The following is a 15,628-nucleotide window of genomic DNA, read 5'->3' as shown; positions in this document are numbered from 1 at the left end:
TCCCGGCAGTTATTCGACGGAAACCGAGTCTTTCCGTCCCGTTGCCGTCCCGCTCCGCTCCGGGACGGCCCAGGAGAGGGCCAGCCCCCCGTAGCCGACAGCCATCGCCAGCACCACCGGGACCGACACCCCCGACGGGGGGACCGCCAGCGCGGCGACCGCCGCGGCGGCGACGAACGCGGCGTTGAAGAGCATGTCGTAGACGGAGAAGACCCGTCCCCGGTAGGCGTCGTCGACGTGCCGCTGGACCAGGGTGTCCACGGTGACCTTGACGCCCTGGGAGACCACGCCGAGGACGAACCCCGCCACGGGGAACACCGCGGCGTCGAACGGAAGCCCGAACACCAGCAGCGCTCCCGCCCCGGCGGCCAGCAGCGCGGCGATCCACGTCCGCGACCGCATCCGCTCCCGCGCCCACGGGGTGGCGACCGCGCCGGCCAGGAAGCCCACGGCGGAGGCCGCCATCGTCACACTGAACGAGGCGAATCCCGCCACGCCGCCCTCGGTGAAGGTGTTGTTGTACAGCAGCAGCGTCATGATCGTGGAGACGCCGTACAGGAACCGGTGCCCGGCGATCGTGGCCAGACCGTTCCGGACCGGACGGCGGCCCCAGATGTGCCGTGCGCCGTCGGCCAGGCCCGTCGCCACGTTCCGCAGCGCCTCCCGCACCCGGGGGGACTCGGCGGCCAGGTCGGGGCCCAGTTCGGTACGGCCGAGCGTCAGGGAGAGCAGCCCGGCCGCGGCGAAGCCGGCGCCCGCGCCGGCCAGGATCAGCGCGGTGCCCAGGGGGCCGTCCCCGCCGAGCAGGCGCAGTCCGGCGCCCGCGCCCGCGCCGAGGAAGGCGGCCGCCGTACCGCAGGTGGGGGTGACCGCGTTCGCCATGACCAGGCGGTCCCGTGACACCACGTGCGGCAGCGCGGCCGACAGCGCGGCGAGGAAGAAGCGGTTGAGGCTCAGCAGGAGCAGCGCCGCCAACAGGAACGGCGCCCCGTCCGAACCGAGGGCCACCAGTGCCGCCGTGGCCGCCGCGAGAGCCGCTTTGCCCAGCGAGGAGAACAGGAGGACCTGGCGGCGCGCCCACCGGTCGATGAACACCCCGGCGAACGGTCCCACGACGGAGAACGGCAGGAGCAGGACGGCGAACGCCGCCGCCACCGCTCCCGCCGTGGTGTGCTGTTCGGGGGTGAAGAAGACGTATCCGGCCAGCCCGGCCTGGTAGACGCCGTCGGAGAACTGCGAGGCCACCCGGGTGCCGAAGAGCCTGCGGAACCGGGGGCCGCGCAGCACTTCGCGCAGATCACCGTGGAAGGACACCCGACCAGGGTAGGCCGGTCAGTACCTGGTCAGTACACCGTCCGCGGTGCTGAGCGACCCGTCGGGCTGCTCGGAGGCCACGCCGACGTACAGGTTGTCGCCGTCCACGATGAAGTGGAGGTAGCCGAACGGGGTGCAGCTGCCGTTGCCGTCGTCCGTGGTGTGGTACTCCAGATCGACGGTGTCCTCGGTGTTGCCGGTGGTGATGATGTCCCACTGGCACGACCTGTCGTTCTCCAGGGAGAGCTCGGCGCTGCCGGTGCTCTCCCCGGCGGCCATGTGGACGTCCAGGACCCAGGTGGACTGGAAGGTGCCGTCCAGGCCGTACTGGGTCATGGTGCCCTTCCAGTCGCCGTCCATGTCCTCGGGGAACTCCCCGGCGGCCAGGCCCCCGCCCGGGGCCTCCGGGACGTCGTCGGGGATGTCGTCGGGAATCCAGTCCGAGTCGTCCCCGAGAACGTCCGGGGTCGAGGCGTCGTCCTCCGGCGTCCGGTCGGAGGTGCTCTCCTGCGGACGCGGGGAGTCGGCGGTCGGGGTGCCGCCCGAGCCGCTGCCGCCCAGGGTGAAGACCAGCACGATCGCCACGACCAGGACGACGATGACCACGCCGCCGACGACGAGCACGACGACTCCGGCCGAGTTCCTGGGTGGCGGAGGAGCGGGAGAGTGCTGCGGGGCGTAGCCGCCGCCCTGCCACTGTGGTCCCTGGCCAGGTGGAAAGGGAGGGGGTTGGGGGTAGCTCACGGACGTGCCGTCCCTTCCGGTGAAACCCGATGACGGGGCGCCTGAAACCAGGAAAGCGCCGGCCACAGTGGGTGAGAAAGGTGCCGTGGTGGTTCTTCCGACCATTCCCCGAAAACTGCGGGAACAGCGGAAGGTGACGGTGTTGTCACCTTTCTGTCTCCTGGTCTTCCTGCGTTTGTTGAGATGGCGGCGGCCCGCTTTTGGTTCCGCGGGGACCCGGGCCCGGGGAGAGGAAAGCGGCGCCGGGATGGTCCAGACCATCCCGGCGCCGCTTTCCTCTCCCCGGACGGAGTCCGGCTCAGCGCTCGATCTCCCCGGCGATGAACTTCTCCACCGCGTCGTGGGCCTCGGCGTCGGAGTACTGCACCGGCGGGGACTTCATGAAGTAGGAGGAGGCCGACAGGATCGGACCGCCGATGCCGCGGTCCTTGGCGATCTTGGCGGCGCGCACGGCGTCGATGATGATGCCCGCGGAGTTGGGCGAGTCCCACACCTCCAGCTTGTACTCCAGGTTCAGCGGGACGTCACCGAAGGCGCGCCCCTCCAGGCGCACGTACGCCCACTTGCGGTCGTCCAGCCACGGCACGTGGTCGGACGGGCCGATGTGCACCGACCTGGCGTTGAGCTCGTGCGGGATCTGCGAGGTGACCGACTGGGTCTTGGAGATCTTCTTGGACTCCAGCCGCTCCCGCTCCAGCATGTTCAGGAAGTCCATGTTGCCGCCGAAGTTCAGCTGGTAGGTGCGGTCCACGATCACCCCGCGGTCCTCGAACAGCTTCGACAGCACCCGGTGCGTGATGGTCGCGCCCACCTGCGACTTGATGTCGTCCCCCACGATGGGCACACCCGCGTCGGTGAACTTCTTCGCCCACACGGGGTCGGAGGCGATGAACACGGGCAGCGCGTTGACGAACGCCACACCCGCGTCGATGGCGCACTGGGCGTAGAAGCGGTCGGCCTCCTCGGAGCCGACCGGGAGGTAGGAGACCAGCACGTCGGCACGGGCGGCCTTGAGCGCCGCGACCACGTCGACGGCGTCCTCGGTGGACTCCTCGACGGTCTCCCGGTAGTACTTGCCCAGTCCGTCGAAGGTCGGACCGCGCTGCACGATCACCCCGGTCGGGGGAACGTCGCAGATCTTGATCGTGTTGTTCTCGCTCGCGGTGATCGCCGCGGCCAGGTCCTGGCCGACCTTCTTGGCGTCCACGTCGAACGCCGCGACGAACTCGATGTCCCGGATGTGGTAGGGACCGAACTCCACGTGCATGAGGCCGGGCACGCGGGAGGCCGGATCGGCGTCCCGGTAGTAATGGACGCCCTGGACGAGCGAGGCGGCACAGTTGCCCACGCCCACGACGGCTACGCGTACCGAACCCATGTCAGTGGTCTCCTTCTGTTGATTCTGAAAATCCCTGAGTGCGTGGGGCATGTCTGTCGCGGCGGCACCGCGGGTCCGGGGCTGGTCGGGAGGATCATCCCGGCGATCCCGGCTGTGGCGGGGACGGCGCAGCGCTGCGCTGTTCCCGCGCGATGAGCTCGTCGAGCCAGTGGATCTCCCGCTCCACGGACTCGGCGCCGTGGCGGCGTAGTTCCCGCAGGTAGTCGTCGGCGGTGTGCGACGGACGAGAGCGCAGTTCCTCCAGCCGGGAGAGCAGCCGGTCACGGCGGCCGTGCAGGATGCGCAGCCGGAGGTCCGACCTGGCATGTCCGAACAGGGCGAAGTACACGCCGAAGCACTCGTCGTCGCAGGCTGCCGGGGTGACGTCGGCGAGCATGCCGTGCAGGTGCTCGTGCCCGGCCTCGGTGAGCCGGTAGACGATCCTGGGGCGTCGGCCGAAACCGGTCTCCTCGGGGTGCTGTGAGATATGTCCCTGGCGCAGCATCTCCTTCAGGCAGGGGTACAGCGACCCGTAGGAGAAGGCCCGGAAGACACCCAGTTCAGAATTGAGGCGTTTGCGCAGCCCGTAGCCGTGCAGCGGGGTCTCGTACAGCAGCCCCAGCACCGCCAGTTCCAGCACCCTGGTCCGGCGTGCGCCCATCCCTCACCTCCGCCCCGGCTGTGTGTCAGACACGGTGGAATCCTCTACCCCGGGCGGGGGAGGAACACGCACCGACATGCTTTTTGGGCGTCCATGAGTGTATCTGGTTGATATATCGGGGCGACGAGTGAGCCCCCGCCTGTTGACGGGGCCGGGCTGACCGGGAAGGACACCGGTCGAACGGGCGGAAGGCGCGCTGCTGCCGGGTTTTTCGGTGATTCGCGACACTCGCGCCCGGTTCGTGTTCCGATTGGGGAAAACGATGCGCGTACTCGGCGCGGCCAGGTACTCTCACCCGTGGGTTGTGCTATACGGCGTTACCGTCCTAACGTAACGTTCGCCCCAGTAGGACCGTCGCATGCCGTTTGCCGCGGGACCGGTGTTCGCCACGCGTCAGCGGCACGACCGGTCCACCGTTCACACCTGGCAGCGTGAACAGCTGAAACAGGGAACGACCGCGTGGTCGTCACGGGATCCCCGCCCGTGGCGTTCCGCGTACCCGCCGCCGGCACGAGCGTTCGGGTTCAGGGCCGTTCCGAGGTCTTCCCCCGATCAGCCAGTGACAGGAGGTCAGGCAGCAGTCGGTTCGATCCCGCCTCAGCAGCGCCTTCGGTCACGCGCCGATCCCCCAGGCGACACCGGAAGCGGGAGAAACGGAACGCGGCGTTTCCGCGTGTTCCCGAGGCGGCACTGCCTCTCCCCAGAAGTCGACAGGCCGATCGGCCTTCAACAGACGAACGAGGACGCGTGAGTACCGAAAGACGACGGAATGCCGGCGGTCGCCGCCGGGCCGACGGCCCGGCCGGTGAACCGCGCGGCAACGGCGGTAGGCGTAGCCGCGACGGCTACGCCGCGGACGAGCGCGCCGCGGCGAGTCGCCGTAGGCCGCGGGAGGACGACGGTTTCTGGGCTGACGAACCCCCGCGCCGTTCGCGTGCGCCGCGGGACGACTTCGACGACCGTCCGCGCCGCTCCCGGAGCAGGGACGACGATTTCGACGACCGTCCGCGCCGTTCGCGTGCACCGCGGGACGACTACGACGACCGCCCGCGCCGCCGGGCCCGGGACGACGACTTCGAGGACCGTCCGCGCCGCCGGGCCGCGGCGGAGACGGCCGCGCTGGAGAGCGCCGGGCCGGGCGGCCGGCGCAGGAGCCGGGACGACGGACACCCCGACGACGGACGCCCGTCGCGCCGACGTCGCGCCGACGACGAGGGGTACAGCGGTCGCCGCCGCGCGAACGCCGCCCGCTCCGGGGCGGCCGGGGGCCGCCGCCGGGCCCGGGACGACGAGGACGAGTACGACGAGCGGGGGCCGGTCAAGCGCTTCCTCGCCAAGGCGTGGAAGCCCGCGCTCATCACCGCGGCGGTGCTGTTCGTCCTCGGGGTGGCCGGGATCGGCGTCGCCTACGCGATGGCGCCCTCCCACGAGGACCTGGAGGCGAAGGCCGACGCGCAGCTCGCGGCGAACGTCGTCTACTTCGAGGACGGCACGACCGAGGCCACCAAGTTCGGTGAGACCAGCCGGGTCCCGGTCGACATCGACCAGGTGCCCCAGACCGTGATCGACGGCGTGCTGGCCGCCGAGCACCGCACCTTCTACGAGGACAACGCGATCAACCCGGTGGGTCTGCTGCGCGGTCTCGTCTACGGCGGCTCCCAGGGCGGTGGCTCGACCATCACCCAGCAGATGGCCCGTAACTACTACGACTCGCTGACCACCAACGAGACGTCCGCCATCGACCGCTACACCCGCAAGTTCAACGAGATCCTCATCGCGTTCAAGGTCGAGCAGAGCCTGAGCAAGGACGAGATCCTCCAGCAGTACCTCAACACGATCTACTTCGGCCGCGGCATCGGAGTGCAGGCCGCCGCACAGGGCTACTTCGGCAAGGACGTGAGCGAGCTCGACGCCGCCGAGGGCGCCTTCATCGGCACGGTCATCCAGCAGCCCGGAAACTTCGGCACCGCGGTGCCGGGCTCCGAGATGTACGAGATCCTCCAGGAGCGCTGGTCGTACACGGTCGACGGCCTGGTGGAGATGAACGCGGAGAACCCGGACCGGGGGCTCACCCGGGCAGAGGCCGACAAGCTGGAGTTCCCCGAACCGAAGCCGATCGAGGGCGACGACAACTACTCGGGCTACCGCGGTTACATCCAGGAGGCGGTCCGCAGCGAGCTGGAGAGCCGCTACGGCCTGTCCGCCGACCAGATCGCCCGGGGCGGCTACCAGGTCACCACCTCGCTCAACGAGCAGTGGATGAAGTACGCCGAGGAGGTCGTCGAGAACCAGAAGGAACAGACCCTGAACAACAGCGGTCAGGAGATCCCGGAGGAGACCCAGTTCGGCATCGCCATGGTCGAGACCTCCACCGGGCAGATCAAGGCCTTCTACGGCGGTCCCGATCCCACCCAGTACGCCAACCAGTCGCTGGTCCAACGCCAGCAGGCGGGGTCGGCGTTCAAGCCGTACGTGCTGGCCACCGCGCTGGAGCAGGGCATCAGCCTGAGGAGCGTCTACGACGGCGACAGCCCCAAGGAGTTCCCCGGGCTGGCCCAGCCGGTCAACAACGACAGCAACCGCAGCTACGGTCCGGTCGACCTGATCCAGTCCACCAAGGACTCGATCAACACCAGCTACGTGCAGTTGGCGATCGAGGTCGGCCCGCAGGCGGTGATCGACACCGCTCTGGCCGCGGGCATCCCGGAGAAGCAGCTGGAGACGGCCGAGGTCGGTCCCAACATCGCGCTGGGCACCATGTCGGTGGCCGCGGTCGACCAGGCCGCCGGGTTCGCGACCTTCGCCAACGGCGGGTACCACATGCCCCAGCACCTGATCGTCAGCGTCGTCGACACCGAGAGCGGTGAGGAACTGGTGCCCAACGACGCCGACATCCTGGAGGCCGGGGGCACCCAGGCGTTCAGCGCGGACACCGCGGCCGACGCCACTTACGCGATGCAGCAGGTGATCACTCCCGACCACAACGCCCGGCTGAACGACGGGCGTCCGATGGCGGGCAAGACCGGTACCTCCAACAACGCCGTGTCCGCGTGGTTCGTGGGCTTCGTCCCGCAGTACTCCACCGCGGTCGGACTGCACCGCACCGACGGCCAGCCGCTCGTGCTGCCCGGCGAGTCCAGCATCTACGGTGGCCAGATGCCGTCCCGGCTGTGGAAGGCGTTCATGACCAAGGTGCTGGCGGACGTGCCCCATGAGGAGTTCCCCCAACCGGTCTACGCCGGTGAGGTGCGCAACAACGCGCCGACGCCGTCCCCGGACCCGTCGCCGTCGACGGAACCGGAGGAGACCGAGGAACCCGACCCGGAGCCGAGCATGCCGGTCCCGTCGTTCACCCCGCCGGGGCGCGACGACGACCCGTGCGACAACCCGTGGTGGACCCCGCCGGAGTGCGAGGACGACGAGGAGCCCCCGAGCGACGGGGAGACGACTCCCCCGCCGGACGGGGAGGAGCCGCCCGGAGGCCCCGTCGGCACCCGCGGACCCTTCTGGGGTAACAACCAGGTCTACTACCGGGACCCGGAGTGACCTCTTCGCCGCACCGGTCCGGGGAGACCGGACCTCGGGGCGTCGACGGCTCGGCCGTCGGCGCCCCCGCCGCGTCTTCCGCCCGTCGGGCCGACTGGGCGTGGCTCGTCGCCATCGGGGTCGCCGGGGCGCTGCTGGGCTACCTGGGCAAGGCCCGGTGCCGGTTCGGCGGGGCGTGGCTGGACGGCACCCAGTACCCTGCGCTGTGCTACAGCGACGTCTTCGCGCTCTACTACCGGGACGGACTGGACTCCGGGACCCTCCCCTACGTGGACAAGCCGGTCGAGTACCCGGTGCTCACCGGCGCGCTCATGCACCTGCTGGCCCGGGCGGTGTCCTGGTTGCCCGACCCGCTGTCCCGCGGTCACGGCTACTTCGACGCCACCGCCGCGGTGCTGGGGGTGTGCCTGGTCGGCACGGTGGTCTGCGTCGGCTGGCTGGTGGGCCGCGGCGGGATCGTCCCGGCGCGGCGCCCGTTCGACGCGCGTGCCGCGCTGATAGCCGGGGTCTTCGTCGCGCTGGTCCCGGCCGCGGTGCTGACCTTCGCCATCAACTGGGACCTGCTCGCGGTGGTGCTCGCCGTCGGCGGGCTCGTCTGCTACGCGAGGGGACGGCTGTGGGCGGCGGGCGCGCTGGTCGGCCTGGCGGTGGCCGCGAAGTTCTACCCGTTCCTGTTCTTCGGACCGCTCTTCGTGCTGATGGTCCGCGACCTGGTGCGCGACAGGGCGGGGCGGGACGCGGTCGTCCGGTTCGGCGTCCCGCTGCTGGGCGCGCTGCTGGCCTGGGGGGCGGTGAACCTGCCCGTCTACCTGGCCAGCCCCGAGGGGTGGGCCGAGTTCTTCACCTTCAGCCAGGAGCGGGGGGCCGACTGGGGATCGGCCTACTACGTGCTCGGCGCGCTCGGGCTGTTCCCCCACGCCGACCTGGAGACGGTCAACCTGGTCGGCACCGGGACGCTGCTGCTGGCCTGCGTCGGCATCGCCCTGCTGGCCCTGTTCGCGCCGCGCCGGCCCCCGGTGGAGCAGTTGCTCTTCCTGGTCGTGGCGGCCTTCCTCGTCACGAACAAGGTGTGGTCGCCGCAGTTCGTGCTGTGGCTGCTGCCGTTGGCGGCGCTGGCCTGGCCGCGCCGCAGGCGACTGCGGCCGGCCGCAGTCGCCCTCTTCGGGCTCTGGCAGCTCGCCGAGATCGGATACATCGTCGGGATCTGGCACTACCTGTGGTCCTACCAGCACCCCGCGGAGGGGGTGGGGATCGGGCTGACCGCCTACGCGGTCGTCGCGTTCGGCCGGCTGGTCTCCCTGCTCGCGGTGGGTGCACTGGTCGCTGTGGATTCCGCGACGGCCGGAGTTTCCGACCTTGACAACTGATAGCCTTGAATTCTGTTCGGCTATCGGAGCCCCCGCGAGCACGGCTCGCACACCGGGCTCTCGCCCTCCTGTCATGGAAAGACCATGACCGCGACAGTCCAGAGGAGAGGTACGCGCGCCCATGCGTCGTTACGAAGTCATGATCATTCTCGACCCGAGCCTTGACGAGCGCACGGTCGCCCCGTCGCTTGAGCAGTTCCTGTCGGTCGTCCGCAACGAGGGCGGCTCCGTGGAGAAGGTGGACGTCTGGGGCAAGCGCCGGCTCGCCTACGACATCGCCAAGAACTCCGAGGGCATCTACGCCGTCGTCGACCTCACTGCCAAGCCCACCACGGTCAAGGAGCTCGACCGCCAGCTCAACCTGACCGAGGCCATCCTGCGCACCAAGGTTCTGCGTCCCGAGGTTCACTGACTCTCTCCGGCCGCAGGGCCACCCGTCGCCCACGCCTTCTAGGAATCCGGAGCCAAGCAATGGCAGGCGAAACCCAGATCACGATCGTCGGCAACCTGGTCGACGACCCTGAGCTGCGATTCACCCCCAGCGGGGCCGCGGTCGCGAACTTCCGCGTGGCCTCCACCCCGCGTGTCTTCGATCGCCAGTCGGGAGAGTGGCGGGACGGCGAGTCGCTGTTCCTCACCTGCTCGGTCTGGCGGCAGTACGCGGAGAACGTGGCCGAGAGTCTGCAACGCGGCATGCGTGTCATCGTGCAGGGGCGGCTCAAGCAGCGCTCGTACGAGACCAAGGAGGGCGAGAAGCGCACCGTCTTCGAGGTCGACGTCGAAGAGGTGGGCCCCGCGCTGCGCCACGCCACCGCCAAGGTGACCAAGACGCAGCGGCAGGGCGGCCAGGGCGGCGGCTTCGGCGGTGGCGGTTACGGCGGCGCTCCGCAGGGCGGCTACGGCGGCCAGGGTGGCGGCTACGGCGGCAACCAGGGCGCCCGGTCCGGCCCGCCCGCGGACGACCCGTGGGCCACCGGCGGCGGAGGATTCGGCGGCGGAGGCTACTCCGACGAGCCGCCGTTCTAGGTATTTCTGTTCCAGCGACCATCCCCGCGACAGCGGGGCTCTTGAAAAAGGAGCACCACGATGGCGAAGCCGCCAGTCCGCAAACCCAAGAAGAAGGTTTGCATGTTCTGCCAGGAGAAGATGACCTACATCGACTACAAGGACACCACTCTCCTGCGCAAGTTCATCTCCGACCGCGGCAAGATCCGCGCCCGCCGGGTCACCGGCAACTGCACGCAGCACCAGCGTGACGTCGCCACGGCCGTGAAGAACGCCCGCGAGATGGCGCTGCTGCCCTACACCAGCACCGCTCGCTGACCGGGGCCGACGAGGAGGTAACAACGTGAAGCTGATTCTGACTCACGAGGTCAACGGTCTCGGCGCCCCCGGCGACGTCGTCGAGGTGAAGGACGGCTACGGCCGCAACTACCTGCTGCCGCGCGGGTTCGCCATCAAGTGGACGCGGGGCGGCCAGAAGCAGATCGACTCGATCCGCCGCGCCCGCGCCGCGCGGGAGATCCGCAGCCTGGACGAGGCGAAGCAGGTCGCGGGACAGCTCGGTGCCCTCAAGGTGCGTCTGACGCAGCGTTCCGGTGACAACGGGCGCCTGTTCGGTTCGGTGACCGCCGCGGACGTGGCCGACGCCATCAAGGCGGCCGGCGGTCCCGCGGTGGACAAGCGTCGGATCCAGATCCGCAACCCGATCAAGTCGGTGGGCGACTACACGGTGGAGGTCCGCCTCCACCCCGAGGTCAACGCCTCGCTCGCGCTTGAGGTCGTCGGTTCCTGAACCGTCCCCGTGCTTCTGTGGACCCCGGCTCGGTGGGCCGGGGTCCACTGCTGTGTGGAGGCCGGAACAGCGCAACGCTTGACCCTTCCTTGGGGACACGCCATTGCTTCGCAAAGTAGGATTTTGACTACAGTCAGTCACTTATCTTGACTCCTGGACAGATTGCCCAGGAGGAAGGTCGGATTCTCGGTGGCGACTCACGAGCGGTGTGCCGGGACGGGACTTGACAGACGGAGCGTGGTCCGCGGGTTCGGGCTGGTCGCGGGAGGCGTACTCCTCGGCGGACTGGCCGACCTGGGAACGGCGCGCGACGCCGGGGCGGACAGCGGTCCCACGGTGTACACCCGCGCGGACTGGGGCGCCCAGCCGCCTCGGAGGGCCGGCCGGATCCTGGACCACCGACCGGACCACATCGTGGTGCACCACACGGCCACCCCGAACGTGACCGACTACTCCATGGAACAGGCGTTCGCGCTGTCGAGGGCGATCCAGCGGTACCACATGCACCACAACGGCTGGAACGACACCGGACAGCAGTTCACCATCAGCCGAGGCGGGATCGTCATGGAGGGACGGGACAACACGCTGCCCGCGGTCCGCGCCGGCAGACACCTGCTCGGCGCGCACGTGGCCGGCCACAACTCGCACACCGTCGGCATCGAGAACGAGGGCGACTACATGTCGGCCACACCGCCCGACACGTTACTGGAAGCCCTCACCCACACCTGCGCCTGGCTGTGCCTCCGCTACGGCCTGGACCCGGGCCGGGCGATCGTGGGCCACCGCGACTTCAACGCCACCAACTGCCCGGGCGACCGGCTGTACGGGGCCCTGCCGCGCCTGCGGGAGGACACCGCGGCCCTGCTGGCCGCCCTGAGACAGCAACTGATCCACAACGATCGCTCCGTCCCCGGATTCCCGGACATCCCGGAGGAGAACATCCCGTCGTATCCGGACGCCCCTGTGGGGGAGGTCGCGGTGGAGTACCACCACGGCCCCGTCTAGGACGGAACCGACCCGCTGGCGCGGGCCCGCGTCGGGGGCTGACCGGTCCGCAGCCCGGCCGCACCCCGGTCAGCGCGGCGCGCCCGCCCCGGTCACCAGCCACGCGGTTCCCGCGGCACGCACGCCCAGTGTCACCCCGCGGGCCAGCATCCACACGCCGAAAGCCGACCACAGCAGCACCAACCCGGTCACCGAACCGGGGGACGCCAGGACCGGGACCAGCGCGGCGCACGGCAGGAAGACCAGCATCGTCCACAGGCTCGCCCAGGCGAGGTAGCGCTGGTCGCCGGCGCCCATCAGAATGCCGTCGAGCACCATCACGACCCCGCTCAACGGCTGCAGCAGCGCCACGACGAGCAGCGCGGCCGTGATGAGGGCGCGCACCTCGGGGTCGTCGGTGAACGGAATCCACGCCCAGGGGCGTACCGCCAGGACGAGCACGGTGAACACCGCTCCCGTCATCACCCCCCACTCCACCATCCGGCGGGTGGTCTCGCGGGCGCCGGGGACGTCGGAGGCGCCCAGGTAGCGTCCGATGATCGACTGCCCCGCGATCGCGATGGCGTCCAACGCGAACACCAGCAGCGACCACAGTTGGGACACCACCTGGTGGGCGGCGATCTCGGGGTCGCCGAGCCGGGCCGCGACCGCGGTCGTGACCACGAGGACCACCCGCAGCGACACCGTCCGCACGAACAGCGCGAAACCGGAGGCCGCGGCGTCGCGCAGCCCGGAGAGGGTGGGAGCGAACGAGACGCCGTGCCGCCGCGCGGCCCGGACCACGACCGCCAGGTACACGGCCGCGCCCCCGTTCTGCGCGGCCACCGTGGACCATGCGGAACCGGCGATGCCCCAGCCCAGACCCCATACGAACAGCACGCACAGCACGATGTTGGCGAGGTTCGCGCCCACCGACACCGCCAGCGGGACGCGCGCGTTCTGCAGGCCGCGCAACACCCCGGTGCCCGCCATGATGATCAGCAGTCCGGGCAGGCTGAACAGGCTGATCCGCAGGTAGGTGAGCGCGTACGGGGCGACCGCGGGGGAGGCGCCCAGCGCCTCCACCAGCAGCGGGGACAACGGCCAGCCTGCGGCGACGGCGACCGCCGCGATGAGGACGGCCAACCACAGTCCGTCGATGCCGTGCCGGAGCCCCAGGGCGATCTGGCCCGCACCGAACCTGCGTGAGACGGCGGCCGTGGTGCCGTAGGCGAGGAAGATGCACAGGTTCGCGAACGTCAACAGGATCTGTCCGGCCACGCCCAGCCCGCCGAGGGCCTCGGTGCCGAGTCCGCCCACCACCGCCGAGTCGGTGAGCAGGAACAGCGGCTCCGACACCAGGGCGAAGAAGGTGGGGACGGCGAGCCGGAAGATCTCGGAGTCCCGGGGGTGCCGGAACGGTGCGGCGCTGATCAGACGTGCCATGATCCGGTCACGTTACCTCCCGCCGACCACCGGCCGGCCGGCGGGGCGGGTCGGCTCACCGACCCGCCGCGGAGCGGCCCGGCCGCCGCGGGGCCGGAAGCAGGTGCCGGGCCAGCGGGAGCCGGCCCCGGTTGGGCACACTCCACACCGCGTGTCCGGGCAGGCCCCACCGCAGCAGCAGTGTGTTGGCCGCGAGCAGGCCGCTGGTCGCGGCGCGCTCCATGAGCGCCACGGGCAGGTCCACGCGGACGTGGTCGCCGGCGACCACCAGGAACGGGTCGGGAGTGGGGACCGTGAGCCGCTCGGTGAAGTCGCCGGGGGGAAACAGCGGGCAGTCGGCGCGCAGTTCACAGCGTTCGTCGACCACGCGTGCCGCCGCCGTCTCCGGATAGACCCGGTGCAGCTGCGCGAGGAGCCGGTCCCGTTCCGCACCGGCCTCGGCGTCGACGGGCAGCGCGTAGGCGTGCAGTTCGACCACGGAGCCGCCGGTGCGCGCCGCCCAGGAGGCCGCCTCGTCCTCGTAGCGTTCCAGGACGCTGATGTTGTCCAGGGTGGGGTGTCCGCTGGTGCCCAGGAACGCGGGCCGGTCGACGCGCACCGGACGGTCCAGCCACAGCCGGCACACCAGGAAGGGCGGGGCGCTGGGCCGCTGCGCCACCCGGCGGCGCCAGGCCGCGTCACCGAGGCCGGGAGAGGCCGCGACCAGCGCGCGCAGTCCGGGCAGGTCGGTGGCCAGGACCACCGCGTCGTACTCGGCCACCCCGTCGGGCGTGTGCACGGCGTGGCGGAGCCCGCGCCCCTCCCCGACCCGGTCGACCGGTGTGCCGGTGTGGATCCGGACGCCGAGCGAACGCAGGTGGCCGGCGAGCGGCTGCCACAACGCCCGGGGGAACGGCGCGCGCGGCACGTCGAAGAGCAGGCCCTCCCCCGAGCCGAGGAAGTAGAGGTGGAACATGGTGAGCAGTTCGGCGGCCGACAGCGCGCGCGGGTCGGCGAAGAAGCTCCGGGAGAACACCTCCAGCGCCAGGTGGCGCGCCGTCTCGGGGAAGTGCAGCCGGTCCAGGAAGTCGAGCGCGTCGACGTGGTCGAGCCTCCGGTAGACGTCCGGGACGCGCACGTCCAGCAGGGCCAGGGCCGCGGCGAGGTTGACGCCGGCGAGGTCGCGCCAGCGGAAACTGGGGCTGCGCGCGACGAAGGCGAACGCGTTCCACGGCGGGGTGGCGGGCAGCCCGGCGAACCCGTCGACGGCGCCCTCCGCGTGGGCGAGCGGGTAGTCGGCCAGGGGGACGAACCCGTCCAGGCCGGGGTCGGCGCGGCGGAGCAGGGCGCGCAGGTTGTAGTACTGGCGGAAGAAGGCGTGGAAGCCGCGGCTCATGGTGACCGTGGACCCGTCGGAGAGGACGGTCTCCCAGCCGGAGAGGCGGCCGCCGAGGTGGGCGTCGCGTTCCAGGACGGTGACGTCCACTCCGCGTTCGGCCAGCGCCGTGGCGGCGGACAGACCGGCGATGCCGCCGCCGACGACGGCGGCCCGGGGACGCCGTTCGGGCGGGGTGCCGGTGGACGGCGGCGGGACGAGGCGGCGGGCGCGCGGATCCCGGCCGGGCGGGCGGAGGCTCACGCGGACTCCCCCGCGTGGGCGCGGCGACCGAGGAAGGTGTGCGCGATCCCGGTCTGCCACCCGGGCATGGGCAGCACCCGCACCTCGCGCAGGCCGACCGCGCGCATGCGCTCGGTGAGGCGGCGTGCGCCGTCGAACTCCAGGACTCCGCGCCACAGGTAGCGGTACAGGTCGGCGCGGCCGGACAGGGCCCGTCCCAGCGGGATGATCACGGACCAGCAGACCGCGGTCCACACGGCCGCCGCGGCGGGCGAGTCGGCCACGGAGTACTCGTGGAGGGCCAGACGGCCGCCGGGACGCAGCAGGTCGCGCATGACGGCGAGGACGCCGTCCCGGTCGGGGCAGTTGCGCAGCAGGTAGGCGGCGAAGACCGCGTCGAAGGAGCCGGGAGCGGTGAGCGTCTCGGCCCGGGCGTGCACGAACCGCACGGTGGCCGGCCAGGGCTTGGCGCGGGCCGCGGCGAGCATTCCGGCGGAGGCGTCGACCGCGAGGATCTCGGCACGCGGGGCGACCCGCAGCAGCGCGGCGGTGGACGCGCCGGTGCCGCAGCCCAGGTCCAGCAGGCGCAGTCCGGCGCCGCCGTCGGGCAGGCGCAACCGGGCGGCGGAGCGGCGCAGGTGCGCGTGGTAGCCGGGGTTGACGGCGACGAGCCGGTCGTAGACGGCGGCCGAGTGGTCGAACTCGGCGGTGACCCGGTGCCGTTTCGCGGCCTCCACGGACGTTGGCATGCCCTCTCCCCAATCGGCGACTCTCTGTCATGAAGACGCTACCGAGA

Annotated in this window: 14 protein-coding genes; 7 read left to right on the top strand and 7 right to left on the bottom strand. The window is 71.0% G+C overall.

Annotated elements, in window-relative coordinates; translation table 11 throughout:
• Positions 1-9 precede the first annotated feature (9 nt).
• The 4 genes from FOF52_RS17015 to FOF52_RS17000 all read right to left on the bottom strand — a co-directional run bounded on the left by FOF52_RS17015 (position 10) and on the right by FOF52_RS17000 (position 4,097).
• Entirely contained in the window at positions 10-1,314 is a 1,305-nt protein-coding gene (locus tag FOF52_RS17015) for an MFS transporter (RefSeq protein WP_248590920.1), read from the bottom strand.
• An 18-nt stretch (positions 1,315-1,332) separates the two neighbouring features.
• Complete coding sequence (locus tag FOF52_RS17010) at positions 1,333-1,938, bottom strand: hypothetical protein (RefSeq protein WP_248590919.1); 606 nt, start codon at positions 1,936-1,938, stop codon at positions 1,333-1,335.
• 418 nt (positions 1,939-2,356) lie between these two features.
• On the bottom strand, positions 2,357-3,436 hold the full coding sequence (locus FOF52_RS17005; protein ID WP_248590918.1) for an inositol-3-phosphate synthase: 1,080 nt from the start codon (positions 3,434-3,436) through the stop codon (positions 2,357-2,359).
• Between the two features lie 94 nt (positions 3,437-3,530).
• A complete protein-coding gene (locus tag FOF52_RS17000) occupies positions 3,531-4,097 on the bottom strand; it encodes a PadR family transcriptional regulator (protein ID WP_248590917.1) in 567 nt (188 codons plus the stop codon).
• Between the two features lie 747 nt (positions 4,098-4,844).
• Here FOF52_RS17000 and FOF52_RS16995 point away from each other — a divergent pair.
• The 7 genes from FOF52_RS16995 to FOF52_RS16965 all read left to right on the top strand — a co-directional run bounded on the left by FOF52_RS16995 (position 4,845) and on the right by FOF52_RS16965 (position 11,810).
• Positions 4,845-7,643, top strand: coding sequence for a transglycosylase domain-containing protein (locus tag FOF52_RS16995; protein WP_248590916.1), 2,799 nt, complete (start codon positions 4,845-4,847; stop codon positions 7,641-7,643).
• Positions 7,640-9,010 carry a glycosyltransferase family 87 protein gene (locus FOF52_RS16990; RefSeq protein ID WP_248590915.1) on the top strand — a complete coding sequence of 457 codons (1,371 nt, stop codon included), beginning with the start codon at positions 7,640-7,642 and terminating at the stop codon, positions 9,008-9,010. The genes FOF52_RS16995 and FOF52_RS16990 overlap by 4 nt, the downstream gene beginning before the upstream one ends.
• Positions 9,011-9,131: 121 nt before the next feature.
• Positions 9,132-9,422, top strand: coding sequence for a 30S ribosomal protein S6 (rpsF, locus tag FOF52_RS16985; RefSeq protein ID WP_248590914.1), 291 nt, complete (start codon positions 9,132-9,134; stop codon positions 9,420-9,422).
• A 59-nt stretch (positions 9,423-9,481) separates the two neighbouring features.
• On the top strand, positions 9,482-10,036 hold the full coding sequence (locus FOF52_RS16980; RefSeq protein ID WP_248590913.1) for a single-stranded DNA-binding protein: 555 nt from the start codon (positions 9,482-9,484) through the stop codon (positions 10,034-10,036).
• Between the two features lie 60 nt (positions 10,037-10,096).
• Complete coding sequence (rpsR, locus tag FOF52_RS16975) at positions 10,097-10,333, top strand: 30S ribosomal protein S18 (protein ID WP_248590912.1); 237 nt, start codon at positions 10,097-10,099, stop codon at positions 10,331-10,333.
• A 25-nt stretch (positions 10,334-10,358) separates the two neighbouring features.
• Positions 10,359-10,805: a 50S ribosomal protein L9 gene (rplI, locus tag FOF52_RS16970; RefSeq protein ID WP_248590911.1), complete on the top strand. Its 447-nt coding sequence runs from the start codon at positions 10,359-10,361 to the stop codon at positions 10,803-10,805.
• 237 nt (positions 10,806-11,042) lie between these two features.
• Entirely contained in the window at positions 11,043-11,810 is a 768-nt protein-coding gene (locus tag FOF52_RS16965; protein WP_248590910.1) for a peptidoglycan recognition protein family protein, read from the top strand.
• A 69-nt stretch (positions 11,811-11,879) separates the two neighbouring features.
• On the opposite strand, the gene FOF52_RS16960 is transcribed toward FOF52_RS16965, so the two are convergent.
• Genes FOF52_RS16960 through FOF52_RS16950 form a run of 3 tightly spaced genes read right to left on the bottom strand, consistent with a single transcriptional unit; the run spans position 11,880 to position 15,581 of the window.
• A complete protein-coding gene (locus FOF52_RS16960; protein WP_248590909.1) occupies positions 11,880-13,235 on the bottom strand; it encodes an MATE family efflux transporter in 1,356 nt (451 codons plus the stop codon).
• A gap of 55 nt (positions 13,236-13,290) precedes the next feature.
• Positions 13,291-14,853 (bottom strand): FAD-dependent oxidoreductase, encoded by a 1,563-nt coding sequence (locus FOF52_RS16955; protein ID WP_282573606.1) that lies wholly within the window; start codon positions 14,851-14,853, stop codon positions 13,291-13,293.
• Positions 14,850-15,581, bottom strand: coding sequence for a class I SAM-dependent methyltransferase (locus FOF52_RS16950; RefSeq protein WP_248590908.1), 732 nt, complete (start codon positions 15,579-15,581; stop codon positions 14,850-14,852). The genes FOF52_RS16955 and FOF52_RS16950 overlap by 4 nt, the downstream gene beginning before the upstream one ends.
• Positions 15,582-15,628 lie beyond the last annotated feature (47 nt).

Source organism: Thermobifida alba (assembly GCF_023208015.1).
GTDB lineage: Bacteria > Actinomycetota > Actinomycetes > Streptosporangiales > Streptosporangiaceae > Thermobifida > Thermobifida alba.
Note: the sequence above shows the minus strand (reverse complement) of the source record. Positions and strands in the feature narration are given on the sequence as shown.

Excerpts from the sequence above, each read along its gene's own strand:
- FOF52_RS17005 (WP_248590918.1), bottom strand. The coding sequence starts at position 3,436 with ATGGGTTCGGTACGCGTAGCCGTCGTGGGCGTGGGCAACTGTGCCGCC.
- FOF52_RS17000 (WP_248590917.1), bottom strand. The coding sequence starts at position 4,097 with ATGGGCGCACGCCGGACCAGGGTGCTGGAACTGGCGGTGCTGGGGCTG.
- rpsF (WP_248590914.1), top strand. The coding sequence starts at position 9,132 with ATGCGTCGTTACGAAGTCATGATCATTCTCGACCCGAGCCTTGACGAG.
- FOF52_RS16980 (WP_248590913.1), top strand. The coding sequence starts at position 9,482 with ATGGCAGGCGAAACCCAGATCACGATCGTCGGCAACCTGGTCGACGAC.
- rpsR (WP_248590912.1), top strand. The coding sequence starts at position 10,097 with ATGGCGAAGCCGCCAGTCCGCAAACCCAAGAAGAAGGTTTGCATGTTC.
- FOF52_RS16960 (WP_248590909.1), bottom strand. The coding sequence starts at position 13,235 with ATGGCACGTCTGATCAGCGCCGCACCGTTCCGGCACCCCCGGGACTCC.
- FOF52_RS16950 (WP_248590908.1), bottom strand. The coding sequence starts at position 15,581 with ATGCCAACGTCCGTGGAGGCCGCGAAACGGCACCGGGTCACCGCCGAG.